This is a genomic window from uncultured Phascolarctobacterium sp. (genome assembly GCF_958349595.1).
Lineage (GTDB): Bacteria > Bacillota > Negativicutes > Acidaminococcales > Acidaminococcaceae > Phascolarctobacterium.
The window spans coordinates 119,766-145,163 of record NZ_CATWDQ010000005.1 but is presented as its reverse complement, the minus strand read 5'-3'; the positions used below and the strand labels follow the sequence as shown (position 1 = coordinate 145,163).

Here is a 25,398-nt window from a genome sequence, read left to right as displayed (position 1 = left end):
AATGCAAAAATGGGAACAAATCCAAGGGGTATACGTACATACCCCTTTTTGCTTGCAAAAATGTTTATATTGTGACTTCGCTTCATATGCCGGCTTTGATATGGAAATAATGCCCAAGTATGTAGACGCTGTCTGCATCGAAATGACGCGGCGCAGTAATATACTGCCTGTTGCAGAGCAGGCAACGCTGTATTTTGGCGGCGGCACACCTTCACTGCTGCCTGAAAAGCTTTTGGCTAAGCTGGTAGAAGCTTTGCAAAAAAATGGCTGCTGGTGGCAGCCGGCAGAGGTAACGATCGAAGTCAATCCTGGTACAGCTGATTTAGCTAAATTACGGTTTTTTAGAGAGCTGGGTTTTGATCGCATAAGTTTTGGCGTTCAAAGTCTTAACGATGGCGAATTGCGCGCAGTGGGCAGGATACATACGGCAAGAGAGGCTCTGCAGGCTGTTGAGATGGCTGAGAGGGCAGGGTTTACAAGAATAAGTGCCGATCTGATCTATGGTTTACCGGAACAAACTTTACAAACATTGGGTACCAGCCTGCGGGCGTTGGTTAACATAGGTTTGCAGCATTTGTCGGTATATGGCTTGACAGTTGAAGAAAAGACGCCTTTGGCAGAGCTTGTGGACAAGGGGAAGCTGCAGCTGCCGGACGAAGATACTCAGCTGGCAATGTATGAATTAGTGCAGGAGTATCTGGCGGCACAGGGACTGCATAGGTATGAGATCTCCAATTATGCGGCAGCAGGGCAGGAGTCCAGGCATAATCTTGTTTACTGGCAATATCTTCCTTATTTGTCTTTTGGCAGTGCTGCCTGCAGTTTTGACGGTAACAGACGGTTCACATCAACGGCTGCCGTTATGGACTATATTGACGGCATTAATATTGGTAAGACTACCGGAACAATTGAAGAATTAACGAGGGAAACGCAGCTGGCTGAGTATTTATTTATGGGTTTGCGTACAGCGGCCGGAATCGATTTAATGGAAACCAGGCAGCGCTTTGATTGTGATGTGATGTTAGAATTTGGCAGTGAATTAGAAAAATTTATTAAAGAAAATTTACTTATTCTGGATGACAGGCACGGACGGATGAGGCTGACAGAGCAAGGGATGCGCTTCAGCAACGAAATCTTTGAAATATTTGTGAAGTAAGAAAAATCTGTTGACAACTGTTAAGGTCAGTGCTATTCTAATATCAAGGTGTTAGCACTCTAAAGAGATGAGTGCTAACAATCGAGTTGGAGGTGGGATCGTGTTAAACGAAAGAAAGAAAAAGATCCTGCAAATTATCATAGAAGACTACATTTCATCAGCCGAACCAGTTGGTTCCCGTACCATTGCCCGCAAGTATGACCTGGGGCTCAGTCCGGCAACGATCCGCAATGAGATGTCAGATCTTGAGCTTCTTGGGTATCTGGAACAGCCGCATACTTCGGCGGGACGTATTCCATCTGCTCAGGCTTATCGTTTTTATGTTGATTCTCTGATTGAACCAGGGACATTGACAGACAATGATATGGCTTTGATAGATGGCTGGTATAATGAGCGCCGCCGTAATATCGATGATATTTTCCAGTCCACGGCCAAGATCTTGTCTCGTATGACACAAAATGTTTCTATGGTTTTGACTAATCAGCAGACTACTGCAAATTTCCGTTATTTGAAATTTTTACCGCTTGACAGCCAGCATGCTATTTTATGTATCGTGGCCGATGATGGCAGCATTGATACTAACGTTGTTGATATCCCTTTGGGAATGTCTCCAGAGGAAATGGATTATCTGGCAGGTAAAATGAGTAAATTACTGGAAGACCGTAATCTCAGTGATATTTCTGTGGAGCTTTTACAGAATGTCCATACAGATGTGGTCGAGGATAAACTGATTTTCTCATCATTGCTGCAGGCCGTACGTAAAATTACAGGGCGCAGGCAGGAACAAAAGGTATTTTTGGGCGGTACAAAACAGCTGCTTAATCAACCGGAATTCCGCGATGTGGAAAGAGTCAGAAATCTCCTTGGCATATTAGAAGAAGAAAAGGTCCTGAAGGATCTTCTGCAGGGCGGTGAAGATTCAGGCCTCAGGGTAACGATAGGTTCTGAAAATAAATTTACCGGCATTCAGGATTGCAGTATGGTTCAGGCTACTTATCGCCTGAATGGTCAGATCGTAGGTACGATGGCAGTTTTAGGTCCTACCCGTATGGAATATGGTAAGGTCATTTCTGTAATGGATTACCTGCATAAGTATCTGCGGACAATTTTAGATAAGTAAAAAGACTATAAGGAGGAAGTGTTTTGCAAACAGAAGATTTGAAAGAGAACTCAAAGCAAACAACTGCCGAAGAAACACCTCAGCAGGAAACTCAAACGAATGCAGCCGATGCTGCTGGAGTCGATGAGACTGCCGCAAAAAAGAGTGAGGGAGCTGCTGAAGAAAAAACTCCTGAACAGGATGAAAAGGATGCCAAAATCGAGGAGCTGCAAAATCGTGTTTTGAGGCTGCAGGCAGATTTTGATAATTTCCGCCGCCGCAATACTTCCGAACGCGAACAGCTGGCAACTTTTGTTACAGCTGATGTTGTCGGGAAATTTTTAAAAGTTCTGGATAATTTCGAACGTGCTGAGGCTGCTGCTCAAAAATCGGATGATGCTGCAGGTATTTATTCCGGTATTGAAATGATCAGACGTCAGTTTGAGCAGACTTTTAAAGATTTGGGCGTAGAGGAAATAAAGGCCCAGGGCGAAAAATTCGATCCCGAGCTGCATGAAGCTGTGATGAGAGGACAGAATCCCGATATGGATGAGGACATTGTAGAAATGGTTCTGGAAAAGGGCTATAAGCTGCGTGATAAAGTTATCCGGCACAGCAAGGTAAAAGTTATCAGCAACGAATAGTTGCTACATAAATTAAAATTAACATATAAACCCAAGGAGGAATAAATCATGTCTAAAGTAATTGGTATTGACTTAGGTACTACTAACTCTGTAGTAGCAGTAATGGAAGGCGGCGAACCTACCGTTATCACTAATCAGGAAGGCAGCCGTTTAACTCCGTCCGTAGTTGGCTTTTCCAAAAACGGTGAGAGGTTGGTGGGCCAACTGGCAAAACGTCAGGCGGTTTCCAATCCTGACAGGACTATCAGTTCTATCAAACGTCATATGGGTACTGACTATAAAGTAGCAATTGATGATAAAAAATATTCTCCTGAAGAAATTTCTGCAATGATCCTGCAAAAATTGAAAGAAGATGCAGAAAAATATTTGGGTGAAAAAGTAACGCAGGCTGTTATCACTGTTCCTGCTTACTTCTCCGACAGCCAGCGTCAGGCAACTAAAGACGCAGGCCGGATCGCAGGCTTGGAAGTTCTGCGCATCATCAACGAGCCTACTGCTGCTTCTCTGGCTTATGGTATTGATAAAAGCGATGATCACACTGTTATGGTTTATGACCTTGGCGGCGGTACCTTCGACGTATCTATCCTTGATGTCGGCGACGGCGTATTTGAAGTAAAAGCTACTAACGGCGACACTCATTTGGGCGGCGATGATTTCGACCAGAAAATCGTTGACTGGATGGTTGCTGAATTCAAGAAAAACGAAGGCATTGATCTGAGCAATGACCGTATGGCCATGCAGCGTTTGCGTGAAGCAGCTGAAAAAGCCAAGATCGAGTTGTCCGGCGTCTTGACTACCAACATCAACCTGCCGTTTATTACTGCCGGTGCTGAAGGTCCTAAGCATTTGGATATGGACCTGACCCGCGCTAAATTTGATGAATTGACTGCCGATCTTGTTGAACGCACAATGGAACCGACCCGTAAGGCTATGGCTGACGCTGGTTTATCTGCTTCCGATATCAATAAAGTTATCTTAGTTGGCGGTTCTTCCCGTATCCCGGCTGTACAGGAAGCTTTGAAAAAATTCATCGGCAAAGAGCCTTATCGCGGTGTAAACCCTGATGAATGTGTCGCTGTTGGCGCAGCTATCCAGGCCGGCGTTCTGGCAGGCGAAGTTAAAGACGTACTCCTACTTGACGTAACTCCGTTGTCTTTGGGTATCGAAACTTTGGGTGGTGTTTTCACTAAGATTATTGAGCGTAATACCACTATTCCGACTTCCCGCAAACAGGTATTTTCTACTGCTGCCGATAATCAGCCTTCCGTTGATATCCATGTATTGCAGGGCGAGCGTGAAATGGCTGCCGACAATAAAACTCTCGGCCGTTTCGAGCTTTCCGGTATCCCGGCTGCTCCCCGTGGAGTACCGAAGATCGAAGTTGCTTTCGATATTGATGCTAACGGTATCGTAAATGTAAGCGCCAAAGATCTTGGCACCGGTAAGGAACAAAAAATCACTATCACTTCTTCCGGTACGCTGGATAAGGATGAAATCGACCGTTTGGTCAAAGAAGCAGAAGCTAACGCCGAAGCCGATAAAAAACGTAAAGAAGGCGTTGAAGTACGCAACAATGCCGATTCTCTCTGCTATCAGGCCGAGAAAACCATTAAAGATATGGAAGGCAAAGGCTCTGAAGAGCTGATCGGTAAAGTACAGGCAGCGCTTGATACCTTGAAAGAAACTCTGAAAGGTGAAGACCTGGAAAAAATCAAAGCCGATACCGAAGCCTTGACTAAACCGCTGTATGAACTTTCTGCAGAGCTGTACAAACAAACCGAAGCTGCTAAAGGGGCCGAAGGCGCTGAAGCAGGTGAAGGTGCGAAAAAAGCTGATGACGACGTTGTTGACGCCGAAGTGGTTGACGAAGACAAAAAATAATCAGCTTAGGATGGTGTAAACTTTGAGTAAAAAAGATTATTATGACGTGCTAGGCGTGTCTAAGACCGCTACGGCAGATGAAATTAAAAAAGCATACCGCAAACTGGCACGTCAGTATCATCCTGATGTGAATAAAGATAATCCGGAAGCTGCTGAGAAATTTAAAGAAGCGTCCGAAGCTTATAGTGTGCTCAGTGATGAACAGAAACGTGCCCAGTATGACCAGTTTGGCCATGCTGCCTTTGAAAACGGCGGCGCCGGTGGTGCCGGCGGGTTTGGGGGCTTTGAAGGCTTCGGCGGTTTTGGCGGCGGAGGCATGGAAGATATTTTTGATATGTTCTTTGGCGGTCAGGGACGCGGTTCCCGTGGTTCCAATGCCGGTCCGCAGCGTGGTGCTGATTTGCGTTTTGATCTGGAGATCACTTTCGAAGAAGCTGCGTTTGGCTTAGAACGTGAAATAAGCCTGTATCGTGACGAGCAATGTCCGCATTGCCACGGGAATGGCGCCGAACCCGGTTCTAAAGTCGAAACCTGCCCGGAATGTCATGGCAGCGGTGAAATCCGTTTTACACAAAATACTATGTTCGGCCAGATGACCAATGTCCGGCCGTGTCCTAAATGTCACGGTGAAGGCAAGATCATCAGCGAACCCTGTAAGGAATGCCGTGGTCAGGGCACTGTTAAAAATAATAAGAAGCTTAAGGTTAAGATCCCTGCCGGTGTTGATAACGGTTCCCGTCTGCGGGTAGCCGGAGAGGGTGAGGCAGGTGCCAAAGGCGGGCCAAGCGGTGATTTGTATGTTTATCTGTACGTTAAACCGCATAAGTTCTTTGAACGCGACGGTACTACTGTTTACTGCGAAGTGCCGATTAATATCGTACAGGCAACTTTGGGCGCTGAAATAAAGGTCCCTACGCTGGATGGTCAGGTTGTGATGAAGGTCCCGGAAGGTACTCAGCCTGGAAAGGTACTGCGTCTGAAGGGCAAAGGTATCCCCAGCCTGCGTAATGGTACACGCGGCGACCAGTTGGTTCGCATCAAAGTTGTTGTGCCGCAGAAGCTGAATGAAAAACAAAAAGATGCTCTGCGTAAATTTGCGGAGATCAGTAAAGATAATATCAATCCTGAGGAAAAAGGTTTTTTGAACAAAATCAAGGATTTATTTAAATAAGTGCCTGTATAAACTGCGGTTTGAACGCCGCAGTTTATTTTTTTATGCAAAAAAATATGATATAATGTGAGCACTTGAAAATATAGCTGAAAAAGTATTTGAATTTATAGATTCTTAATATTTAAGGAGTGTTGACTGTGTCACAATGGATAGAGGTAAGTATACAAACTACGCATGAGGCTGCTGAACTGACTGCAGAGATCATGCGTGCTGCAGGAGCAAATAATGGCGTTGTTATTGAGGATCCTGTTTTGATCAATACTTTGCGTAATTCTGGTACCTGGGAGTTATGTGATATTCCTGAGCAGGGCAATACAGAGGTGGTTACGGTAACTGCATATTATCCGGAAGATGAAGCGTTGCAGCCACGTCTTGCGCAGATCGAAGAGGAAATGGCAGCATTGGAAGCCAGCATCGGTACGTGCCGTTTTGGCAATACCCGTTTTCGGACTGTTTCTGAGCAGGATTGGGCCAACGAATGGAAGCAGTATTTCCATGTTACGCATATCGGCGAAACGCTGGTGATCAAACCTACCTGGGAAGAATATACTGCTAAAGCTGGCGAGCATATCATTGAGATCGATCCTGGTATGGCGTTTGGCACCGGTACACATCATACGACCTGTATGTGCATGGAGCGGCTGGAAAAAGTCCTGCGTCAGGGTATGGAAGTTTTTGACGTGGGCACAGGTTCTGGCATTCTGGCTATTGCGGCAGCTAAGCTTGGCGCGGAAACAGTCAAAGCGGTGGATATTGATGCTACGGCAGTACGGGTAGCAGCTGAGAATATTGCGGCTAATGGACTGACAGAAAAGATCAGTGTCAAGCAAGGCGACCTGCTGCAGGGCACAGTCGGCAAGGCGGATGTTATCATTGCCAATATCATCGCTGATATTATTATCATGCTGTTAGAGGATGTTCCCGGCAAGTTAAAAACCGGTGGTATCTTTCTTGCCAGCGGCATTATTGAAGAACGGCAGAACGATGTGGCTGCAGCTGCGGCTAAGGCCGGCTTATGTGTTGAAGCAGTCGATACAAAGGGTGGTTGGGTCGTTATGCAGATGCGTAAGGAGGCCTGACCGGTGCATAGATTTTTTATCCCTCAGCCTTATGGGGAAATGATGACGATAACTGGCGTTGATGCCAGGCATATTTATACGGTATTGCGGATGACGCAGGGGACAAAAATTCAAATTGTCAGCGATGATGGCGTTACTGCTTTGGCCGAGATCACTGAAGCCGGTGAAAGCGTTGTAACGGTAAAATGCCTGGAGGTGCTGGCGGAAAGCCATGAACCTTCAGTGCGGATCATTCTGGCACAGGGACTGGCAAAAGGTGAAAAAATGGATTTTATTATCCAGAAAGCAGTAGAACTGGGCGTCAGCGAGATCGTACCTGTAGCTATGGAACATTCTGTTGTGCGGCTGGAAAGTGAGAAAGCAGTAAAGAAAGCAGAGCGCTGGCAGAAGATCGCTGAGGCTGCAGCTAAACAGAGTAAACGGGATGTTATACCCATAGTGCAGCCTGTGCAGACCATGGAGCAAATGCTTGCTCATAATGCCTGCTCCTGTAAACTGATAGCTTATGAATGTGAAGATAAGCTGGGCTTGAAAGCTGCGCTGCAAAAACAGCAGGAATTAAAGGAAGTACTGTTGATCATAGGCCCGGAGGGTGGTATTTCCGAGGCTGAGTTACATCAGGCACAGGCGGCGGGAGCATGGGGAGTAAGTTTGGGTAAGCGGATACTGCGTGCGGAAACAGCTGCGTTAGTAGCTGCTGCCGCAATCTTTTATGAGACTGGCGATTTAGGAGGCTGATTGATGAAAAGAATAGCATTTTATACTTTAGGCTGTAAAGTCAATCAGGCTGATACTGCTAGTATGGAAACACTGTTTCGCAGTCATGGTTATACGATAGTTGATTTTAATGGCGAAGCTGATATTTATGTGATCAATACCTGCGTTGTTACAAATACGGGTCAACGTAAATCACGACAGATGATCAATCGTGTAGTGCGCAGAAATCCGACTGCGCTCGTAGTTGTGACGGGTTGCTATCCGCAGACGGCTGCGGAAGAGGTCAAAGCAATTGCCGGTGTGGATCTTATTATTGGCAACCAGGACAGAGCTGAGATTGTTGGCTTGGTGGAAGCAGCTGCTGAAACTCAGCGTGTAGATACTATCGACAGTGTACGCAAGCTGAGTGCAAATACCGAATTTGAGGAATTGAGCGTTGGCGAGGCGTCTGATAAAACCAGAGCTTTTCTCAAAATACAGGAAGGCTGTAACCAGTTCTGCACTTACTGTATCATTCCTTTTGCCCGTGGGCCGCTGCGTTCACGCAGTTTGACAAGCATCAAGGAAGAAACTGCAAAACTGGTAGCTGCCGGGTATAAAGAAATAGTACTGATTGGTATACATCTTGGCTGTTATGGGAAAGAGCATGACGGCAGGCTGACTTTGTTTGATGCAGTTGAGGCTGCTTTAAGCGTAGAAGGTTTGCAGAGACTGCGTTTAGGGTCATTGGAATCAGTAGAAGTCGAACCGCGATTGCTGGAACTGATGGAACAAGATAAACGTTTGTGCAGACAGCTGCATTTGCCTTTACAGGCCGGCTGTGATACGACCCTGGCCAGAATGCACAGACCGTATGACACCAGGCGTTTTGCCGAGCTTTTAGGTGATATTCGTAAACGTATCCCTGATATTGCCATTACGACCGACATTATTGCCGGATTTCCCGGTGAAACGGAAGATGAATTTATGTCGACACTGGCTTTTGCTGAAAACTGCGGTTTCAGTAAAATGCACATTTTCCCTTATTCTAAACGCAAGGGTACTCCAGCTGAGAAAATGCCGAATCAGATCCCGGAAACAGTTAAGCAAAAACGCTGTGCCCAGCTTGCTGAAATTGACCATAAGCAGCAGCAGAGTTTTTTGGAGCAGTGTGTTGGCAGTGAAGCCGAAGTATTGTTTGAGCAGACTGCTGCAGACGGTTATATTGAAGGCCTGACCAGTAATTATTTACGGGTTTATGTTCAGGGAGGGGCTGAATTATGCGGCACTCTCCGAAAAGTAAGATTACTGAAAGCAGAAACAGGTTTTTTAGTGGGTGAATTATTATAATAGGGATAGATAAATACTTGATTGAATGCTGCCGGTATTATAAGTCATTGTTTTTGGATTTTATGAGCGCTTTAGAATAGCTGATAATGTTTGGACGGTACATATTTTGGGAATGGATTTTGCTTAGCTGGTTTCAGTTTGCAAATAAATTGTGAACATAACAAATAGAAAAAGGACTTTTACATTCTCTGACGAATATAATAAAAGTTAAGAGCATGAAGGAGGGAAAGAAATGAATGACTGCATTTTTTGCCGTATCATTGCAGGTGAGATCCCGTCTGAAAGGGTTTATGAAGATGACAAGATGATCGTGATCCGTGATGTGGCTCCTGCCGCACCAGTACACGTTTTGATGATACCAAAGTCTCATACGGAAAATATTACTACAGCGGAACCGGAACTGCTTTTGCATATGCTTGGCAAGGTCAGGGAGCTGGTTGAAAAACTTGGTGTGGATGCCAAAGGATTTCGTATCGTTGCCAATACTGGCGATGATGGAGGGCAAACCGTTAAGCATTTGCATATCCATCTTTTAGGCGGGAAAGCATTAGGCTGGCCGCCCTGTTGATGCCTTGACAAAAGACGTATCATAAGATATAATTTACTGGTAATATTGTGCGGTAATTGCGGCCTGACGTTAGTCGGCAATAGTGCAAAAAACGCATGAAATGCATATATACACTTCCCTAAGTGTGTGGAGGGAGGGAGATCAGATGGCAGAAATTAAAGTTGGCAAAAACGAAACATTGGACAGTGCGCTGCGCAGATTTAAAAGAGCAACCCAAAAGGCCGGAATTCTTTCTGAAGTTAGAAAGCGCGAACATTATGAAAAACCTAGCGTTCAACGCAAGAAAAAATCCGAAGCAGCCAGAAAACGTAAAACCAGATAATGGGGGCGTGCTGTATGTCTATTAAAGACCAGTTGACAGAAGATATGAAACAAGCCATGAAAGACCGTGAAGCGGGCAAGCTTCGCTTATCGGTTATTCGTATGGTGCGTGCAAATATTAAAAATGTCGAAATCAATGAGAAGAAGGAACTGAACGATGATGAGGTTCTGGCTATCTTAATGAAAGAGGTCAAGATGCGGCAGGATTCTTTGGTAGAATTCGAAAAAGCCGGGCGCAGTGAATTAGCCGAGCAGGCTAAGGCGGAAATTGAGATACTTAAAAAATATCTGCCTGAGCCGCTTAGTGATGAGGAATTGCGTGCTATGGTTGCCGAAGCTATCGCTGAGACCGGTGCAGAAGGTCCGAAAGCGATTGGTAAAGTAATGCCTGCTGTTATGGCAAAGGCCAAAGGCCGTGCCGATGGTAAACGTATCAATCAAATGGTACGTGAACTGCTTCAATAATGAATAATTAACTTAACAGGACCGAATATTCGGTCCTGTTATTTTTTTATAGCGCTAAGAACAGTTATATAACTTGTTCTTAGCGCTATTTTTGTGCAAAAATGCAAAAAACTCAGATTATTTTTGTAGGTTTCTACATATAAGCTTCGCTTTGAGATTTGTATACTGAAAGCAAAGAAATAAGACGGAGGTGGTTATCATAGCAAGGATTATGGAAGCGGAAGAGGCTGTTAAGCTTGTTAAGCCTGGGGACGTTGTTATGATCGGAGGGTTCGGCAATATCGGCAATCCAAAGGAACTGATCGATTTGATTGCTGAAACAGATGTGCGGGAGCTGACTGTCATCGCTAACGATCTGGGAACGCCTAACGTTGGGTTGGGGCGCTGGGTTCGCAATGGTAAATTAAAAAAAGCCATTGGTACTTATTTTACTTATAATACCGAAGCAGCAGAATTGTATTTTGCAGGCAAACTTAATCTGGAAATGCTGCCGCAGGGAACCTTTGCCGAAAGTATTCGGGCTGGCGGCTGCGGTATTGGCGGGTTTTATACAAAGGTAGGCGTGGGTACTCAGCTTACTGAAAACTGCGAAACTAAAAATATTGATGGGCAGACTTATGTATTGGCATATCCACTAAGAGCAGATGTGGCGATTCTGCATGCCAAAAAGGCCGATCGGATGGGAAATCTGGTTTATGAACGAACTGCGAGAAATTTTAATCCTCTCATGGCAACGGCGTCGTCTTTAACGATCGTGGAGGTTGAAGAGATCGTAGAGGTTGGGCAGCTTTCACCGGAAGAAATTGTAACACCTTATATTTATGTCGATGTTCTGGTGCCTCAGAAACGAGGTGAAGTATTATGAAGAATCTATCAGAAGCAGAGGTGAAGTTGAGGATCGCTAAAAGGGTTGCGGAAATGCTTCCTGATGGAGGTTTTGTGAATTTAGGCGTAGGTATCCCTACTTTGGCTGTTGATTATCTGCCGGCAGGGAAACGGCTTTATATCCAAACTGAAAACGGTATGTTGGGCGTAGGACCTAAACCACGGAGTGAAGCTGAAATAATACCGAACCTGATCAATGCCAGCCGCAAACCAATTACAGAAACTCCCGGCTGCTGTTATTTTGACAGTGCTACATCCTTTGCGATGATCAGGAGCGGGCGTATGGATGCTACTGTCATTGGGGCTATTCAGGTCAACGATCGTGGGGATCTTGCTAATTGGGCACTGCCTGGGAAAGGCGTTTTAGGACCGGGCGGAGCGATGGACCTGGTAGTAGGTGTCAAAGAGGTTATTGTGGCGACGTCACATACAGCTAAAAATGGTAAGCATAAACTGGTGAAAAGCTGTACCGTGCCGCTGACAGGTATAGGCGTTGTTAATACCCTGGTTACGGAATATGCAGTTTTTAAATTTAAGGATGGCAAGATGTTCTTAACTGAGCATACTTCTGATATAACGCTGGATGAAATGCAGGCAATGACCTCGGCGCATTATGAACTGGCGGAAAAAATACAGATAAGGGAGGTGTAAAAATGCAGCAACCGGTAATCATTGATGGGGTAAGAACTCCTATCGGCAAATTAAATGGAGCTATGCAGTCTGTGCAGCCGGAGGAGATGGCAGCGCTGCTGCTGAGAGAAATATGTGACCGTAACAGTTTAGACGCCAAACTTCTTGATGCTGTGATTTTGGGACATGCCAAGCAGAGCAGCGATCAGCCTAACATAGCCAGACTAGCAGCACTGATAGCGCGGTTTCCCGTAGAATTGCAGGCTTATACTGTCCACAGGCAGTGTGGGTCCGGTATGCAGGCTTTGCATAATGCGGCGCAGGAAATCATGTGCGGTTATGCAGATTTTGTACTGGCCGGCGGCGTGGAAAGCATGAGTAATGCGCAATACTATCTAAGGCAGGCACGCAGAGGGTATACAGTAGGTAATGGCGTCCTGCTGGACCCAAATACGGAAAGCCAGCCGCGTTCGCAGCCGATAGACCAGTATGGAACGCTTACTATGGGGTTGACGGCAGAAAATATTGCTGAGAAATGTGGTATCAGCCGGGAGGCACAGGATCGTTTTGCTTACGAAAGTCAGTGTAAAGCTCATAACGCTATTACCAGCGGCAGATTTACTGACGAGATTACTGCCGTACCTGTTAAAAACAAAAAAGAAACAGTATTATTTACTACAGACGAGCATCCACGGTTGTCTTCGCTGGCAAAACTTGCTGAGCTTAAGGCCGCTTTTAAAAAAGACGGTACTGTTACGGCAGGAAATTCGTCAGGCAGAAATGACGGCGGCGCCATGCTGTTAGTTGCAGAGGAAAAGGCGGCGTTAGCAGCAGGGTTAAAGCCTGTCGCTAAAATCATCAGTCAGGCGGCGGCAGGAGTATCGCCGGCTTATATGGGCATGGGGCCTGTACCGGCAACCAAACTGGCCCTGCGAAGAGCAGGCCTTAAGATCGAAGACCTGGGACTTATTGAAATCAACGAAGCTTTTGCCGCTCAGTCGCTGGCAGTTATTCAGGAACTGGGGCTCGATCCGGAAATAGTTAATGTTAATGGCGGTGCAATAGCACTGGGGCATCCTATTGGCTGCTCCGGAGCAAGAATTTTAGTAACTTTGATGCATGAAATGAAAAAAAGACAGGTGAAATATGGGCTGGCAACTTTATGTATTGCCGGTGGTTTAGGATCGGCAACAGTTTTAGAGCTGCTGTAAATGAAGATGAAAATGGGTAAAGGAGGCGAAAAGTAATGAAGGCTCTCACTAGGTTTTGTTTGAAAATGGTGCAGAATTATCTGCCGGATGCTTTTATTTTAGCAATTCTTTTAACGTTCGTAGTATTTTTTGGTGGAATGTTTTTAATGGATAAAAGTGCTCTGCAAATGATCGAGTATTGGGGCAAAGGTTATTCTTCGATGTTTGTATTCGGGATGCAGATGGTATTGGTCCTGCTTACAGGCTATGTTTTGGCTTTGACGCCGCTGGCGAAAAAGATTTTAAACAAAGTAACCAGCATCCCTAAAACTCCGCAGCAGGCTTTAGGTCTGACGGCACTGGTATCTATTGCTTCCTGTTATATCAACTGGGGCTTTGGTTTGGTAATCGGTGCTGTTCTGGCTAAAGAAGTAGGTAAAAAAGTTAAAGGTCTGCATTTTCCATTGCTGGTAGCTGCTGCTTATGGCGGCGAAATTATCCGCGGTCCTTCTTCTTCGATTCCGCTGGTGTCGGCAACACCGGGCAATTTTATGGAGAAACTCGGGCTGCCGCTGACTCCGGTCAGTGAGACGCTGTATTCCAGCTGGAATCTGATAATGACGCTTGTTATAGTAATAATGCTGTTTATTGTCTATTTCAATATGAAACCGCAGGCTAACGAAATCGTGGAATATTATGAAAAAGAACCGGAAAAACAAGAGGTGCCTGTTGCTAAAAAAGATATGACTTTTGCGGAGCGGCTGGAAAATTCTTACTGGCTCAATGCCTTGTTCGGTTTGTTCCCTCTGATTTATTTAGGTGCAAACTTTTCTAAAATAGGTTTCGACTTGAATTTAAATCTGGTTATTCTCATTTTTCTGACGCTGGGTTTATATCTGCACAGCAGTCCCAATACTTTTTTAAAGGCTGTGTCGCAGGGCATCGGTGCCAGCCGCGGTATTATTCTGCAATTCCCGCTTTATGCCGGTATGTCAGGCATGATGACAGCGTCAGGACTTGTAGATATGATTTCCTTATGGTTTGTTAATATCTCTACCGCACATACTTTCCCTCTGTATACGTTCCTGTCTGCCGGCCTGGTAAATATTTTTATTCCTTCCGGCGGTGGTCAGTGGGCCATTCAGGGGCCGATCATGATGAAGGCAGCAGAGGCCCTGGGAGCAAATGTTCCGCAGACGATCATGGCTTTTGCCTGGGGTGATGGCTGGACTAATCAGATTCAACCCTTCTGGGCGCTGCCGCTTTTAGGTGTTGCCGGGTTATCAGCTCGTGATATTATGGGATATTGTGTTATTTGGACAATAGTTTCCGGACTTATCATCAGTGGAACTTTTGTAGCACTCAGTTTTATGTGAATGAATAGTGAATGATGGAAAATGTTGAGGCTACTTGTTTAGTTGCCTCAACATTTTTTATAGTTGGATTTTTGCAGAAGCCGAGCTGGATATACCTGTAGTGAAGAGGCTCTGGCTTTAGCAGAGAAAACTTGTTATGGGACCGGCAGCGTTCAGGATTTGCCAAAAAGTTAACTAGATAGTACAATCCTGATAAAGATGTTTTATAAGAAAATAAATATATGGCAGCAGAAAAGCAGGTGAGAGAATGTCCAAGAAAATGGTGACCTTAAATGAATTATTGGAAATCAAAGATTTTGCCGAACGTGTGATATTGGTCAATAAGCAGGGAAATCTTAATAATCAGATAACACATGTGACGATTATGGAAGGCCCGGATTTATACGAATGGGTAACAGGAGGTGAGTTTGTTCTTACTACCTGGTATGCTTTCAGTAAAAATCCTGAACTGCAGGAAATCGCTTTTCAAAAACTTGCGCCCCGGATATCTGCAATAGGCATCAAAACAGGACGTTTTATCGATAAGATACCGCTGAAAATATTGCAGTTGGCAGACCAGTATCAGCTGCCGGTGTTTGAAGTGAAAACGGCCGTCAAGTTTAGAGAACTGGTACAGACGATTACTTCTGAGATTCAAAATTATCAAACGAATATGTTGATTGAAGTAGAAAAAAATTATCAAAAGCTTATTCATACATCATTGAACTCAGATGATTTGGCTTCATTAGTGAATGTTCTGGGGAACCAGTTACATAAAAGTTGTTTTTGCCTGAATCACGAAGGCAAGCTGCTTGCTTCCTGGGGTAAACGAGGCATACGCAAACAGGATTTTTTGGATTGGATAGAAAAAATCAAAGCCGGTTTTAAAGAAAGAATATATACTGACGCAGGTTTTTGTATAGATGAGCTGCATGTTTTTGAATGTTATGCGCGTAATCAGTTGGTGGGACAGTTTGTTATTGCTGCTGCTGGGCCCCTGACAGAAAAAGAACGTTTGATCGGGCAGCAGGGTGCTTCTTTTCTGGCGATCAAGCTATGGGATCATTATGAAACGCTGCAGAAAACGGTGGAACGCTTTTGGAAAGAAATAAAAAATGGTGCGATCACGCAAGGTGAGGTTATCGCTGAAAAACTTACCGGTTTGGGTTTTAATCAACACGAAGCTTATAATTTGGTTTTATTTTCTAAGGGCAGTCACGACATACGTTATTATTTACTGAATAAATTTTTGATCGAAGAGGAAAAGTTTTATATATTACTGTGTGACAGTAAAGCTGCGCTTGCAATCGTCAATATATTCAAGAAATATAATAAAGAGCAGAACAAGGTGGCTGTGGCGGTAATATCACCGGAATTTACAGAGCTTGGGCAGATCAAAGAGCATTATGAGATGTCTGTCAACGTTATCAGTCTTTTATATAAATTACATATTTCCGGAGTTCGTAAAGCCGAGGAATGGCTGCCGTTCAGTTTGCTGATGCATTGCCGTAATACGGCGGAGTATAATTTTATTAAGTCGACGGTGCTTGATAAGCTGCTGGAATATGACAGGCGTTATCAAGCCAGTCTCTTGGATACGCTGACTGCGGCGCTGCAGGAAAACAGTTTGGAGGATGCTGCGGAAAGGCAGCATATCCATATCAACACTCTGCGTTATCGGTTGGGTAAAATCAGGGAAATAACACAAAAAAATTATTTTAAAATGACTGACCGTTATTTTTTGCTGATATGTATCATGATTCAGAGGATGGAGCATGAACAGTTATAGAGATATTTTAGTAAATGGCAGGGCCAAAATTTGGCTCTGCCATTTTTGTATACTTTTGAAAATATTTATGACCAAAAGCAGGGATTTTTCATAAAATAGCGTATACTATATAAATATAGGAAAATATTACTGGAAGTTCGGAAGGGTGTGAGGACAATTTCGTTAAGTAACAGACAGAAACGTATTGCCGAGATCGTGCGCCAGGACGGGCCTATCACGGGCGAACATATTGCTGAACGTCTGAACGTAACTCGTGCGGCTCTGCGTTCAGATCTGGCGATTTTAGTTATGGGCGGTATTTTAGATGCGCGTCCGAAAGTTGGTTATTATTTTACGGGGAAGAATACGCTGGGGATGTTGATGGAAGAAATTTCCGGCATCCTTGTACGTGATCTGCAATCTGTGCCGGTAGCGGTCAATCAGGATAAAAGTGCTTATGAAGCTGTTGTAACCATGTTCCTGGAGGATGTGGGAACGGTATTTGTTCTGGATGAAGCTGGACTTTTGGTAGGTGTAGTATCGCGGAAGGACTTGCTGAAAGCCGCTATCAATAATGGCAGTGACTTGCGTGAAATCCCTGTTGTAATGGTTATGACGCCGTTGTCGAAACTGATTGTAGTCAAGCAGGAGGATTCGGTAGCGTCGGCAGCACGTAAAATCATTGATAATGAAATTGACTGTCTGCCGGTTGTCAGATGTGTAGGTGAGGATAAGCGCAGTTACGAAGTTGTTGGTCGTATCACTAAAACTAATTTTACCCGGCTGTTAGTAGATCTGGCAGAGGGCAAAGGAGGCAATTATCATAGCTAAGTTACCGATTATCTATGCAGTTTCCGACTCTATAGGTGAAACCGCGGAGTCTGTTGTAAAAGCTACTACCAGCCAATTTGTGCAGGAAAAATTTGATGTGATCCGTGTTCCTTATGTTAAAGATAAGGCGCAGGTGGAAAAGGTCATCGAAGAGGCTAAAGAAAATAATGGCATTATCTGCTATACAGTAGTTTCCCCTGAATTACGCGAACATATTGCTCATAAAGCAATGGAGCATGATGTAGAAGTTGTCGATGTTTTAGGACCAATGCTTAAAGCTATTGAGAAAACTTCCGGTCTGCTGCCTAAAAATCAGGCCGGGTTGATTCATGCGTTGGATCATGAATATTTTAAACGTGTTGAAGCAGTTGAATTTGCCGTTAAGTATGATGACGGTAAAAATCCGCTGGGATTGGCCAAAGCTGACGTTGTTATTATCGGGGTATCCAGAACTTCTAAAACACCGCTCAGTATGTATTTGGCGCATAAACAAATCAAAGTTGCCAACGTACCGCTGGTGCCGGAAATAATGCCGCCGGAAGAATTATTCAAAGTCCCGCCGCATAAAATCATCGGGTTATTGATCGATCCGTTTAAACTTAATGAGATCCGCAGTGAGCGTCTGAAAACTATGGGATTGACTGATGGCGCTGCTTATGCCGATGTCAAACGCATCAATGAAGAGCTTGAATATGCAAAAGGAATCATGCGTCGTCTGCATTGTACTATCATTAATGTCTCTAACCGTGCGATCGAAGAAACTGCCGGTATGATCTTGGAGTATGTGCAGAAAAATAAGGATCGTCATTAAATAAAAAATAACCCTCGCTTGAGCGAGGGTTATTTAAACTGTAAAATTAATTTACAAAAACTTTTTCGCGGACATTGTAAATAACTTCGCCGCTTTTGGGTTCACCATTAACGATTACATTGCCGTTGAAGACAGCGTTTTTTGTGCCCCAGTTAAAACTGCCGGTATCAGCGCGGATAATCAGGTCTCCTTGCGTAAAATGCATATTTCCGGAAACATAGGCTGTTTTTTCTTTGCCGTATACATCAACAGTATCACAATCAAAAGTGATATCTCCTTCGCGCAGGGTGATATTACCCTGACCATGTACTTCAAGTTTATACATACTTACCTGTGCAGCGTCGCCGGTGATAATGCGGTCACCGATTTCAACGTGGACGTTGCCCTGCAGATCATAAACGCCTGTAAAAGGGTTAAAGGTTTGTTTATCGCTGGTTACCTGCGGTTCGGCCAGACAAATTGCAGGAACTAAGAGCAGCATCAAAACAAAGAGAAAAAATTTTTTCATTCGGTTCACCTCACATGTGTAATTATATTACTTAATGCGCCTGGTGACAATGCTTGAAAGTGAAATAAAGGTGAAGAATAATGTTATCAGTAAGAAAAATAAGTGAGAATATCGAACAGCAAACACTGGCGGCCTGGGCGGCTAAAAGTTCGCAGGCAGTGCGTGACACGGAAGAAGCTGCTGATGATTTGCGGACAGCTTTTCAGCGTGATCGTGACAGGATCATTCACAGTACGCCGTTTCGTAAGTTGAAACATAAAACACAGGTATATTTGTGTCCTGGCGACCATTACCGTACGCGCCTGACGCATAGTATGGAAGTGTCACAGATTGCCAGAACCATTGCAAGAGCCTTGAGACTTAACGAAGACCTTACGGAAGCTGCCGCCTTAGGCCATGACCTTGGGCATACTCCTTTTGGGCATGCTGGGGAAAGAGCTATTAATACTTATACCGGACATTTTAAGCATAACGAGCAAAGCTTGCGGGTGGTGGAGCTATACGGAAGGAAAGGCAAAGGGTTGAATCTGACCAGTGAAGTGCGTGATGCTATCGTGAACCATACAGGAAGTAATCTGCCGAAAACGCTTGAAGGGCAGGTTGTGCGTCGGTGTGACCGTATTGCTTATCTGTGCCATGATTTTGACGATGGCTGCAAGGTAGGGATTATCGGTCCCGAAAAATTACCGGGAATTGTCGCTATGCGGTTAGGGACCGAGCCGAGCCAGATCTTAGATGTGCTCGTCCGCAATATTGTGGAATTATCGTTGAATAAACCTCAGATCGTTATCGACAAATATTATGAAGAGGCTCTCGAAGAATTTCGTGATTTTATGTTTGATTATATTTACTGTTCACCGCAACTGACTGTTGAACATAACAAAGCAGAGCATGTTGTGAAAACCCTAATGGACCTATATATGGTATCTCCGCAGCTTCTGCCAAAGGAGTATGCCGAATTGACTGACCGTTTTGGACTGCAGCAGACAGTGGTAGATTTTGTGGGTGGATTGACTGACGCCGGCGCTGTGCAGCTATTTAATAAACACTATATTCCAATAATATAAACTTGCCGTAATGCTAAAATTATCTACTATTAAAAAGAGGATTTTTTTGTTAAATATGGAATATAATAAATCAGATGGTATTTGAGGTGACAGGAGCAATAATTATGAGTGGTATGTTTGATGATTTTAAAGAGCAGGTTCGCTCCCAAGCTAATATCGTCGAGATCATTTCCGAATATGTACCGCTAAAAAAGCGTGGCGGCAGTTTTTGGGGCTGCTGTCCTTTTCACGGAGAGAAAACACCGTCCTTTTCCGTAACGCCGGACAAGAACTTTTTTTATTGTTATGGCTGTCACGTAGGCGGTGATGTTTTTACATTCGTGATGAAGATGGAAAACTGTACTTTTCCCGAAGCTTTAAAGCTGCTGGCCAATAAATTAGGTATTGCTGTGCCGGAAAAGGAAAAGACCAAGGCCGAACTGGAACGTGAGAAACAGGCCAAACAGGTCATTGCGGCTAATGAATTGGCAACACGTTTTTTTCAGGCTTGTCTGACTAAGACTGACTATGGTATAAAAGCACAGGATTACCTTGCAGGGCGCGGTATTACTCCTGAGATCATCGAAAGGTTTTCTATAGGGGTGGCATTGCCGAATTATAACGCGCTGCTTTCTGCGCTTGGAAAACGCGGCTGCAGTGCCGGTCTGCTGGTACAGGCTGGATTGGCTGTAAATTATGACCGAGGCCCGATGGATAAGTTTCGCGGCAGAGTGATGATACCTATTCAGGACCCACGTGGACATGTGGTAGGTTTTGGCGGCCGTATTTTAGAGCAGAATGCTCAGCAGACGGCAAAATATATGAATACCGGTGAGACAGAATGGTTTAATAAAAGGACCCTGTTATTCGGGATGAACGTGGCGTTAAAGGAAATAAAAAAACGCCGCCAGGCTGTGATTGTGGAAGGCTATATGGATGCTATCAGCCTGCATGCTTGCGGTATAGACTGGACTGTTGCCTCGATGGGCACGGCTTTTGCGCAGGAACAGGCAAAACTCCTAGCCCGCGCTGCCGATGAAGTAGTCTTTTCATACGACAGTGACGCAGCAGGACAAAGGGCAACTGTACGTGCTGTAAGTATTGCTAAAGAGGCCGGGCTTAAAGTCAGGGTATTAGTGGTACCGGATGGGAAAGATCCTGATGAATTTGTGCGTAAACACGGTAAAGATGCTTATCTGCAGCTGATTGCAACAGCTGTTTCAGGTATAGAATTTCAGATGCAGTATGTTATTTCTCAAAATAATGTTTCAAATTTAGCAGGAAAAGTCGAAGCTGTGTCGAATATACTACCATTCCTACTAGAGTGCAAAAATGAGATCGAGGTTGCACAGCATATCAAAACGCTGGCCCAGCGTCTGACTATTGACGAAGGGCTCATCATGAGTGAATACCGTAAGCTAAGCCGCAAGAATGAACGGAGAGATAGTGCGTCTGCATGGCAGAGACCGACCAGCGTACTTTCTGCCGAGGATCAGGCAGAGCAGCTTTTGCTTTACGTTATTTTAAAAAATACCGATTTGGCATTTGTTTACAGAGATAAAATCGTAGATGTTGGTTTTATATCAAAAGTTCGTGGAGAAATCTATGAAGAGTTGCTGAAACAGCTGGATGCCGGCAAACAAAGTTCTGCTGACAAACTGTTTACAGAGTTGTCAAGTGAGGCTGCGACCGAGCTGGCTCAGATCATGGCAAAAGAGATTGCGGATGCAAACGGTGAAAAACTAGTAGACGACTGCCTGCGGCAGATGCGCAGGGGCGCTTTGGAACGACGCTATGAGGAGCACCGACTACGCGCCGACGAATATGAACGTTTGGGGGATAACCGCTTTTTGCAGGAGCTTGCAGAAAGCCAGAAAATTAAAAATGAAATTAAAAAATTATATTAAAAAACAACAGCAATTATTAAGAGACGAAAGGAGGGAACACCATGGCTAACACTAAAATTTCTGCCGATCAGGTAGAAGAATTATTACTTAAAGGCAAATCGCACGGCGGTGTTCTCACTTATCGTGAAATTATGGATTCTATGCAAAACGTAGAAGATATGACTCCGGACGATATGGACAGTATGTATGAGCTGATTGCTCAAAAAGGTATCGACGTAGTCGATGAAAACAGTGATGACGATGTATTGCCTGTTACTGAGGATGATACTGAAGAGATCAATGAAGCTGAGTTGGCTAACCTCAGTGTTCCTGAGGGGGTAAGCATCGACGACCCTGTCAGGATGTACCTTAAAGAAATAGGTCGTGTACCGCTTCTGATCGGTGAAGATGAAATCAAACTTGCCAAACGTATGGATAAGGGCAAACAGGCAGAACGTCTGATGAATTCTTCTTTACCGGCAGCTTTAGTGCCTGCTTACAGTGGTAAAGAAAAAACTGCTACTCTGATTAAAAAAATCAAGAAACATTTGGAACAGGAACATAGAAGCTGCGAAGTGCGCAGTGTAGAAAAAGTTCTTGGAATTATTGCCCGAGCTGCAGCGGCAGGTAAGCCATGTACGTTGGCGGAGTATCAGGATCTTATCGTGGAGTTTACTAAAGATGAACGCTTGCATTTGCAGCGTATGATGCAGGAACACAATGTAATGATTCCTGACTGCGATAAAATGGTAGTTGATCGCCAAACCAGTGATAAAGAAGTACATGCCCTGTTTGAAATCAAGACTTTGCTGGACGAAATCAAGCGTCGTTTGCCTGAAGAGACTGATGCAGCTGTTTTTGACAGTTATATGGCATTGGAAGAAGATTACGGAAAACTTCTGGAAGAAGTTTTCGAAGAAGGCGAAGCAGCAAAACGCTGTTTGTCAGAAGCTAACCTTCGTTTGGTCGTCAGTATCGCTAAACGTTACGTTGGACGTGGAATGCTGTTTTTGGATCTGATTCAGGAAGGTAATCTTGGGCTTATCAAAGCAGTAGAAAAATTTGATTATAATAAAGGCTTTAAATTCAGTACCTATGCTACATGGTGGATTCGTCAGGCCATTACCCGTGCAATTGCGGATCAGGCCCGTACTATTCGCATCCCAGTACATATGGTAGAAACAATCAATAAGCTTATTCGCGTATCCCGTCAGCTGTTGCAGGAACTTGGCCGTGAGCCTATGCCGGAAGAGATTGCCAAGGAAATGGATACTACGGTTGATCGAGTGCGTGAAATCATGAAAATCGCACAGGAGCCCGTATCTTTGGAAACGCCTATCGGTGAGGAAGAAGATTCGCACTTGGGAGATTTTATTGAAGATCATGATGCGCCGGCACCTGCTGATGCTGCTTCGTTTACCCTATTGCGTGAACAGCTGGAAGAAGTACTGGAAACATTGACTGTACGCGAAAAGAAAGTTTTGGAATTACGCTTTGGTCTGGAAGATGGACGTTCCCGTACTTTGGAGGAAGTTGGTCAGCATTTTGGTGTAACCAGAGAACGTATTCGTCAGATTGAAGCCAAAGCTTTGCGTAAACTGCGCCATCCGAGCCGCAGCAAAAGGCTGAAAGACTTTTTAGAATAAGCTGGTTTAGCTTGACAAGCAGACCGAATTTGTTTAGAATATTACTGTTGACCATTGAGGCAACACAAGGTACTATGGGCCTATAGCTCAGTGGTAGAGCCACCGGCTCATAACCGGTTGGTCGCTGGTTCGAACCCAGCTGGGCCCACCAAACAAAAAAGTAAGCCGCAACCAAAGGTTGCGGCTTTTTTATGTCATTGGGTTACCAATATAAAGGCGTTCTGGTAAAAATGTAGTACCAAAACCAGGTAGTGGGACTACCCAAGATGGGCTGCATTATGTTTGATAAAAGTTCCTTTATCAAGCTCCTTAAAGCTTTCATTCAGTTCTTCACGTGTATTCATAACAATCGGGCCACCCCATGCTACTGGTTCGTTTAGAGGTTTTGCGGCACACAGTATAAAACGTAAAGATTTATTTTCCTCAGCAGTGATGGAAACTGTATCTCCCTTACCGAATAAAACGGCAGTTTTTTCTGAAATATTACTGCCGTCTATTATTGCATTACCTGTAATCAAGAAGACGAATACATTGTCTTCGGGTTTTGTTGGCAGCGTTATGGTCTTACCAGCCTGTAATTCTACATCATAAATAGTTGCTTTGATATGTGGTGGTTCGACGCCTTTTACACCGTCGTATTCTCCGGCAAGCACATGAATTGTGGCAGTGTCCGTTTTTTTGATACCAATCATGTGACCGGTAATGTCAAAATATGTTGGTTCAGTCATTTTTTCTTTTTGAGGAAGATTCAACCAAAGCTGGACACCAAGCATATGTTTACTGGCCTGAGGCATCTCCTGGTGCATGATGCCGCTGCCGGCAGTCATCCACTGACTTTCGCCGCTGCGGATAGTTCCCTTGTTGCCTAAACTGTCCTGATGTGTCATTTCTCCCTGTACAAGATAAGAAATTGTTTCGATACCTCTGTGAGGGTGGAAGGGGAAGCCTTTGATATAATCAGCTGGATTATGCGAATCAAATGAATCAAGCATTAAGAAGGGATCATAGTCTATTACTGTATCGTGACCTAATACACGTGTAAGATGTACGCCTGCGCCATCGATGGCCTGCTGTCCAGTTGTTAATTTTTTTATTTGTCTCATTGTCATAAAAATCATTCCTTTCCTGTAAAAAGCTGCACTATAAAATTTAAAGAAATTCATTTAAGTTTAATTCTGTTTCTTTTACTAATCATATTAAACAAATAGGAATTAAGCAATGGTTAAAAAACAGAGGGAAAGGTTAAAATAATTGTTTTTAGAAGAAATAATTTGTTGGCAGCGTTATTGCTCATTGCTGCGCAGCTATAATATGCTTTGCTGATTATTTCGATTATGTTTGGAAAAATAGTGCGATTAGTTATTTTAGAAACTGATTTAAGAAATAAAATAAGGGATTAACCTTCTTGTCACACTTTTTTTGATAGATAGTGTTATAATTTACTAAGTAAGCTGGAGGTGATTATATGACTAATTTAAATAGCCTGAACAGACAGTCACTGGGTGAAGAAATTGCTAACGCGGTCTCACATGGTATCGGTACGCTGCTCGCTGTTATTGGCACTGTTATTCTGATTGTTTATGCAGCGTATAACAGCAGCGTCAGCGGTGTTGTCAGCGCTTCAATATATGGCTTCTGCCTGATTTTTCTTTATCTAATGTCTACTTTGTATCATGCTTTAACAAATAATACGGCGAAAAAAATATTTCAGGTGCTGGATCATTGTTCGATTTTTCTTTTGATTTTGGGCAGTTATGTGCCTATTTGCCTTGTTTTGTTGCCGCCTGAGTTGGGGTGGCGGCTATTGGGCATAAATTTATTGCTGACAGTAGTTGGGATCACGCTTAATGCTATAAGTTTAAACAAATGGAAAAAACTTTCATTGCTGCTGTATGTGTTTATGGGTTGGTCTGTTATTATTGCCTTACCGTACCTTTGGCGGATGCTTTCTGCAGATGCGTTGACACTGTTGGTCAGCGGAGGATTGGCCTACACGATAGGTATATTTTTCTATGCGGATAAAAAACACAGATTTATGCATCCGGTCTGGCATTTATTTGTGATGGCAGGCAGCGCTTTACATTATTTTTTTGTTTTGTATTTTGTCTTGTAAATAATAAAAAGCTGTATTTATCTTAAGTGATGTTATAATAAAATCAGCAGGTAATAACAGATGAGGTGATGAGCATGAAGCAGCAGGATTATACTATAATTTTTGTGATTTTTCTTTATATTTTCGTGCTGCGGCGCTTTCATTTCGACACTTCTGACGGCGGCGATATAACAACGCTTTTATTATGTTTTTTTCTGGTGTTTCGCAGTGCTTTCAGAATTTATAGAGATAAAAATAATAAAGACGATTCGGATAAGGATAAATAATAAAAAAAGAACGCCGTATGGCGTTCTTTTTTT

At 44.0% G+C, this 25,398-nt stretch carries 25 protein-coding genes, 1 tRNA gene and 1 pseudogene; 25 read left to right on the top strand and 2 right to left on the bottom strand.

Annotated elements, in window-relative coordinates:
* Position 1: 1 nt before the first annotated feature.
* The 18 genes from hemW to Q4G98_RS06045 all read left to right on the top strand — a co-directional run bounded on the left by hemW (position 2) and on the right by Q4G98_RS06045 (position 17,900).
* Positions 2-1,156, top strand: a complete 1,155-nt coding sequence (gene hemW / locus Q4G98_RS06130) for a radical SAM family heme chaperone HemW (protein WP_298565171.1) — start codon at positions 2-4, stop codon at positions 1,154-1,156.
* A gap of 100 nt (positions 1,157-1,256) precedes the next feature.
* Positions 1,257-2,276, top strand: coding sequence for a heat-inducible transcriptional repressor HrcA (hrcA, locus tag Q4G98_RS06125; RefSeq protein ID WP_298565168.1), 1,020 nt, complete (start codon positions 1,257-1,259; stop codon positions 2,274-2,276).
* Positions 2,277-2,299: 23 nt separating this feature from the next.
* The gene (gene grpE, locus Q4G98_RS06120) at positions 2,300-2,899 is read left to right on the top strand and encodes a nucleotide exchange factor GrpE (protein ID WP_298565165.1); all 600 of its coding nucleotides are present in this window, start codon (positions 2,300-2,302) and stop codon (positions 2,897-2,899) included.
* Positions 2,900-2,947: 48 nt separating this feature from the next.
* Positions 2,948-4,780 (top strand): molecular chaperone DnaK, encoded by a 1,833-nt coding sequence (gene dnaK, locus Q4G98_RS06115; RefSeq protein WP_177561687.1) that lies wholly within the window; start codon positions 2,948-2,950, stop codon positions 4,778-4,780.
* 22 nt (positions 4,781-4,802) lie between these two features.
* Positions 4,803-5,951 carry a molecular chaperone DnaJ gene (gene dnaJ / locus Q4G98_RS06110; RefSeq protein ID WP_298565162.1) on the top strand — a complete coding sequence of 383 codons (1,149 nt, stop codon included), beginning with the start codon at positions 4,803-4,805 and terminating at the stop codon, positions 5,949-5,951.
* Positions 5,952-6,088: 137 nt separating this feature from the next.
* The gene (prmA, locus tag Q4G98_RS06105; protein WP_298565160.1) at positions 6,089-7,030 is read left to right on the top strand and encodes a 50S ribosomal protein L11 methyltransferase; all 942 of its coding nucleotides are present in this window, start codon (positions 6,089-6,091) and stop codon (positions 7,028-7,030) included.
* A 3-nt stretch (positions 7,031-7,033) separates the two neighbouring features.
* On the top strand, positions 7,034-7,768 hold the full coding sequence (locus tag Q4G98_RS06100; protein WP_293718747.1) for a 16S rRNA (uracil(1498)-N(3))-methyltransferase: 735 nt from the start codon (positions 7,034-7,036) through the stop codon (positions 7,766-7,768).
* 3 nt (positions 7,769-7,771) lie between these two features.
* Positions 7,772-9,076: a tRNA (N(6)-L-threonylcarbamoyladenosine(37)-C(2))-methylthiotransferase MtaB gene (mtaB, locus tag Q4G98_RS06095; protein WP_298565158.1), complete on the top strand. Its 1,305-nt coding sequence runs from the start codon at positions 7,772-7,774 to the stop codon at positions 9,074-9,076.
* A gap of 232 nt (positions 9,077-9,308) precedes the next feature.
* A complete protein-coding gene (locus Q4G98_RS06090; protein WP_298565156.1) occupies positions 9,309-9,644 on the top strand; it encodes a histidine triad nucleotide-binding protein in 336 nt (111 codons plus the stop codon).
* A 145-nt stretch (positions 9,645-9,789) separates the two neighbouring features.
* A complete protein-coding gene (gene rpsU, locus Q4G98_RS06085; RefSeq protein ID WP_021717591.1) occupies positions 9,790-9,966 on the top strand; it encodes a 30S ribosomal protein S21 in 177 nt (58 codons plus the stop codon).
* 14 nt (positions 9,967-9,980) lie between these two features.
* Positions 9,981-10,430: a GatB/YqeY domain-containing protein gene (locus Q4G98_RS06080; RefSeq protein ID WP_293718751.1), complete on the top strand. Its 450-nt coding sequence runs from the start codon at positions 9,981-9,983 to the stop codon at positions 10,428-10,430.
* 211 nt (positions 10,431-10,641) lie between these two features.
* Positions 10,642-11,295, top strand: coding sequence for a CoA transferase subunit A (locus Q4G98_RS06075; RefSeq protein WP_293660993.1), 654 nt, complete (start codon positions 10,642-10,644; stop codon positions 11,293-11,295).
* Complete coding sequence (locus Q4G98_RS06070) at positions 11,292-11,966, top strand: 3-oxoacid CoA-transferase subunit B (RefSeq protein WP_298565151.1); 675 nt, start codon at positions 11,292-11,294, stop codon at positions 11,964-11,966. The genes Q4G98_RS06075 and Q4G98_RS06070 overlap by 4 nt, the downstream gene beginning before the upstream one ends.
* Positions 11,967-11,968: 2 nt before the next feature.
* Complete coding sequence (locus Q4G98_RS06065) at positions 11,969-13,156, top strand: thiolase family protein (protein WP_298565148.1); 1,188 nt, start codon at positions 11,969-11,971, stop codon at positions 13,154-13,156.
* Positions 13,157-13,191: 35 nt separating this feature from the next.
* A complete protein-coding gene (locus Q4G98_RS06060; protein ID WP_177561705.1) occupies positions 13,192-14,511 on the top strand; it encodes a short-chain fatty acid transporter in 1,320 nt (439 codons plus the stop codon).
* 247 nt (positions 14,512-14,758) lie between these two features.
* Positions 14,759-16,279 carry a PucR family transcriptional regulator gene (locus tag Q4G98_RS06055; RefSeq protein WP_298565145.1) on the top strand — a complete coding sequence of 507 codons (1,521 nt, stop codon included), beginning with the start codon at positions 14,759-14,761 and terminating at the stop codon, positions 16,277-16,279.
* Between the two features lie 147 nt (positions 16,280-16,426).
* Positions 16,427-17,089 (top strand): helix-turn-helix transcriptional regulator, encoded by a 663-nt coding sequence (locus Q4G98_RS06050; RefSeq protein ID WP_177561709.1) that lies wholly within the window; start codon positions 16,427-16,429, stop codon positions 17,087-17,089.
* Complete coding sequence (locus Q4G98_RS06045) at positions 17,082-17,900, top strand: pyruvate, water dikinase regulatory protein (RefSeq protein ID WP_366780858.1); 819 nt, start codon at positions 17,082-17,084, stop codon at positions 17,898-17,900. Before Q4G98_RS06050 ends, Q4G98_RS06045 begins: the two co-directional genes overlap by 8 nt.
* Positions 17,901-17,946: 46 nt before the next feature.
* Here the strand turns inward: Q4G98_RS06045 and Q4G98_RS06040 are convergent, their stop codons facing one another.
* On the bottom strand, positions 17,947-18,408 hold the full coding sequence (locus Q4G98_RS06040; protein ID WP_298565142.1) for an organic solvent tolerance protein OstA: 462 nt from the start codon (positions 18,406-18,408) through the stop codon (positions 17,947-17,949).
* Between the two features lie 80 nt (positions 18,409-18,488).
* On the opposite strand from Q4G98_RS06040, the gene Q4G98_RS06035 reads away from it, so the two are divergent.
* The 5 genes and pseudogenes from Q4G98_RS06035 to Q4G98_RS06020 all read left to right on the top strand — a co-directional run bounded on the left by Q4G98_RS06035 (position 18,489) and on the right by Q4G98_RS06020 (position 23,137).
* The gene (locus tag Q4G98_RS06035; RefSeq protein WP_293718758.1) at positions 18,489-19,475 is read left to right on the top strand and encodes a deoxyguanosinetriphosphate triphosphohydrolase; all 987 of its coding nucleotides are present in this window, start codon (positions 18,489-18,491) and stop codon (positions 19,473-19,475) included.
* 104 nt (positions 19,476-19,579) lie between these two features.
* Positions 19,580-21,361 carry a DNA primase gene (gene dnaG, locus Q4G98_RS06030; RefSeq protein ID WP_298565138.1) on the top strand — a complete coding sequence of 594 codons (1,782 nt, stop codon included), beginning with the start codon at positions 19,580-19,582 and terminating at the stop codon, positions 21,359-21,361.
* Between the two features lie 41 nt (positions 21,362-21,402).
* A pseudogene (locus Q4G98_RS12390) lies at positions 21,403-21,780 on the top strand (RNA polymerase sigma factor region1.1 domain-containing protein); the annotation flags it as partial.
* 162 nt (positions 21,781-21,942) lie between these two features.
* Entirely contained in the window at positions 21,943-22,986 is a 1,044-nt protein-coding gene (gene rpoD, locus Q4G98_RS06025; RefSeq protein WP_367119688.1) for an RNA polymerase sigma factor RpoD, read from the top strand.
* Positions 22,987-23,062: 76 nt separating this feature from the next.
* Positions 23,063-23,137: transfer RNA gene (locus Q4G98_RS06020), tRNA-Ile, on the top strand.
* Positions 23,138-23,243: 106 nt separating this feature from the next.
* Here the strand turns inward: Q4G98_RS06020 and Q4G98_RS06015 are convergent.
* Positions 23,244-24,095 (bottom strand): pirin family protein, encoded by an 852-nt coding sequence (locus Q4G98_RS06015; RefSeq protein WP_366917012.1) that lies wholly within the window; start codon positions 24,093-24,095, stop codon positions 23,244-23,246.
* A 356-nt stretch (positions 24,096-24,451) separates the two neighbouring features.
* Here Q4G98_RS06015 and Q4G98_RS06010 point away from each other — a divergent pair, with 356 nt between their 5' ends.
* Complete coding sequence (locus Q4G98_RS06010) at positions 24,452-25,099, top strand: hemolysin III family protein (protein ID WP_177562027.1); 648 nt, start codon at positions 24,452-24,454, stop codon at positions 25,097-25,099.
* Positions 25,100-25,173: 74 nt separating this feature from the next.
* Positions 25,174-25,365, top strand: coding sequence for a hypothetical protein (locus tag Q4G98_RS06005; RefSeq protein ID WP_177562029.1), 192 nt, complete (start codon positions 25,174-25,176; stop codon positions 25,363-25,365).
* Positions 25,366-25,398: the final 33 nt, after the last annotated feature.

Coding starts and splice junctions, on each gene's coding strand:
- hemW (WP_298565171.1), top strand. CDS start 2: ATGCAAAAATGGGAACAAATCCAAGGGGTATACGTACATACCCCTTTT.
- dnaK (WP_177561687.1), top strand. CDS start 2,948: ATGTCTAAAGTAATTGGTATTGACTTAGGTACTACTAACTCTGTAGTA.
- mtaB (WP_298565158.1), top strand. CDS start 7,772: ATGAAAAGAATAGCATTTTATACTTTAGGCTGTAAAGTCAATCAGGCT.
- Q4G98_RS06090 (WP_298565156.1), top strand. CDS start 9,309: ATGAATGACTGCATTTTTTGCCGTATCATTGCAGGTGAGATCCCGTCT.
- rpsU (WP_021717591.1), top strand. CDS start 9,790: ATGGCAGAAATTAAAGTTGGCAAAAACGAAACATTGGACAGTGCGCTG.
- Q4G98_RS06080 (WP_293718751.1), top strand. CDS start 9,981: ATGTCTATTAAAGACCAGTTGACAGAAGATATGAAACAAGCCATGAAA.
- Q4G98_RS06075 (WP_293660993.1), top strand. CDS start 10,642: ATGGAAGCGGAAGAGGCTGTTAAGCTTGTTAAGCCTGGGGACGTTGTT.
- Q4G98_RS06070 (WP_298565151.1), top strand. CDS start 11,292: ATGAAGAATCTATCAGAAGCAGAGGTGAAGTTGAGGATCGCTAAAAGG.
- Q4G98_RS06065 (WP_298565148.1), top strand. CDS start 11,969: ATGCAGCAACCGGTAATCATTGATGGGGTAAGAACTCCTATCGGCAAA.
- Q4G98_RS06060 (WP_177561705.1), top strand. CDS start 13,192: ATGAAGGCTCTCACTAGGTTTTGTTTGAAAATGGTGCAGAATTATCTG.
- Q4G98_RS06055 (WP_298565145.1), top strand. CDS start 14,759: ATGTCCAAGAAAATGGTGACCTTAAATGAATTATTGGAAATCAAAGAT.
- Q4G98_RS06040 (WP_298565142.1), bottom strand. CDS start 18,408: ATGAAAAAATTTTTTCTCTTTGTTTTGATGCTGCTCTTAGTTCCTGCA.
- Q4G98_RS06035 (WP_293718758.1), top strand. CDS start 18,489: ATGTTATCAGTAAGAAAAATAAGTGAGAATATCGAACAGCAAACACTG.
- dnaG (WP_298565138.1), top strand. CDS start 19,580: ATGAGTGGTATGTTTGATGATTTTAAAGAGCAGGTTCGCTCCCAAGCT.
- Q4G98_RS06015 (WP_366917012.1), bottom strand. CDS start 24,095: ATGACAATGAGACAAATAAAAAAATTAACAACTGGACAGCAGGCCATC.
- Q4G98_RS06010 (WP_177562027.1), top strand. CDS start 24,452: ATGACTAATTTAAATAGCCTGAACAGACAGTCACTGGGTGAAGAAATT.
- Q4G98_RS06005 (WP_177562029.1), top strand. CDS start 25,174: ATGAAGCAGCAGGATTATACTATAATTTTTGTGATTTTTCTTTATATT.